The 1,811-nt window shown below is 49.0% G+C and carries 1 protein-coding gene; it reads left to right on the top strand.

Translation table 11 applies throughout. The annotated features are described in order from the left end of the window. Positions 1 to 130: 130 nt before the first annotated feature. The gene (locus MVI27_RS11805) at positions 131 to 1,681 is read left to right on the top strand and encodes an IS1182 family transposase (protein ID WP_246962167.1); all 1,551 of its coding nucleotides are present in this window, start codon (positions 131 to 133) and stop codon (positions 1,679 to 1,681) included. Positions 1,682 to 1,811 lie beyond the last annotated feature (130 nt).

Here is a 1,811-nt window from a genome sequence, read left to right as displayed (position 1 = left end):
ATGTGCCTGTTGCACAACCTTTTTCAAAAATACAGTAAAAAAGATTTCAGAAATAGAAAATGTGGTTATAAACGTGTTTAAAATATTGATATTCAGTTGTATAAATGGTTTGTTTTGAGTAAATTAGCGTATGCAGGGCAGGAAAACATTTGAACCGAAAATCTTCTACGAACTCAGCCTGGACGGGCTCGTTCCCGAGGATGATTTCTACCGTAAAATCAGTCAGGAGGTACCCTTTGGCTTCCTCTACCAGTCAACCTCTCATTATTACGGCCGTTGCGGGCAGGACAGCATTGATCCGGTGGTCTTTTTCAAGATTCTTCTGGTGGGTTATCTCAACAACCTGAGCAGCGACCGCGAGCTGATCCGCCACTGTTCCAATGCACTTAACGTGCGCCTTTTCCTGGGCTACGATCTGGATGAGAAACTGCCGTGGCATTCCACCATCTCCAGAACGCGTGCATTATTGGGCGAGGAACTCTTTCTGCAGCTTTTTCAGCAGATACTGCGCCTGTGCGTCAGCAAAGGCATGGTGCGTGGCAAAAGACAGGCGGTGGACTCTGCCTTCATTAAGGCCAATGCAAGCATGGACAGCCTGGTTGAAAAGGAAGTTTTGGAAGACGCTTCAGCGTTTGTGAAGGAACTGGAGGAGAACAGCGAGTTCAAGGTAACTTCAGCCCGCAAGAAACTTGTAGAACAGCACCACGCCTGGAAAGCCAAAGAATACCGGGGCATGCCGGGAAGCAACCGCAGCGACAGAGTGGATGAAGACGGCAACGAACTGCGTCCCAAGTTCCTCTCCAATCACACCCATTATTCTCCCACGGATCCCGATGCTAAAATCTCGGTAAAACCGGGCAAGGCACGCCAGCTGAACTATGCCGGACAGATAGCGGTGGACGATAAGAACCACGTAATCACGGGAGCCTGTGCGAGCACAGCGGGAAGCAAGGACAGCGCTATACTGCCGGAGATTGTAGACCAGATGCTTTCTAACCTGAAGCAGCACCAGCTGAGCACGGAAGAAGTTCTGGCCGATGCCGGATACTCCAGCGGGGAGAGCCTTGAGTATTGCCGGCAGAAGAATATCAATGCATATATTCCCAACTTCGGTCAGTACAAACCGGAGCGTGAAGGCTTTGAATTTGTGAAGGGAGAAACGCAGGCACAGGATTATTACCGCTGCGACAAGAAAGGCGGAAACCAGGCCATTTTAGTTTTTAAAAGAATTTTGACCGACTCCAAGGGTTACCGTAAGAAAAGCTACCGCAGCAGCGAGAAAGACTGCAGGGACTGTCCGCTGCGTGCCCAGTGCTGCGGCAGGGTAACTAAGTTCAAGAAGATCGAGGACAGCATCCACAAGCCGCTCTACGATGCCATGCACGAGAAACTCAGCAAAGACAAAAACTACACCCGTTTCCTCACCAAGCGGCGCAGCTCTACGGTGGAACCCGTGCTGGGCACGCTGATCAACTTCCACAGTATGAAGCGGGTGAATACAAGAGGGATGAAAAACGCCAACAAGCATGTTTTAATGGCAGCTCTGGCTTACAACCTGAAGAAATACCTGAAGTTCATCTCCCGGAAACCGAAAAGCAATGCACAGGTTATGCACCTTCCGGAAGGGATACTCCGGTTTTTTCTAAGCCGGCTCCATGGTTCGCTCATCACTTCAATTTAAGCCACCTGAAAATCTGAACTCTCTTTGCCCGGCAAAAATAGAAACCTCCCTTAAATCGCTTTAAAGGAGGTCGTTTTTTATGCTTTTACTTTGAAAATTACTGAAAATGTGGAGTTGTGCAACGGTTACC

Source organism: Chryseobacterium salipaludis (assembly GCF_022968825.1).
GTDB classification, from domain to species: domain Bacteria; phylum Bacteroidota; class Bacteroidia; order Flavobacteriales; family Weeksellaceae; genus Kaistella; species Kaistella salipaludis.
Note: the sequence above shows the minus strand (reverse complement) of the source record. Positions and strands in the feature narration are given on the sequence as shown.

Excerpts from the sequence above, each read along its gene's own strand:
- MVI27_RS11805 (WP_246962167.1), top strand. The coding sequence starts at position 131 with ATGCAGGGCAGGAAAACATTTGAACCGAAAATCTTCTACGAACTCAGC.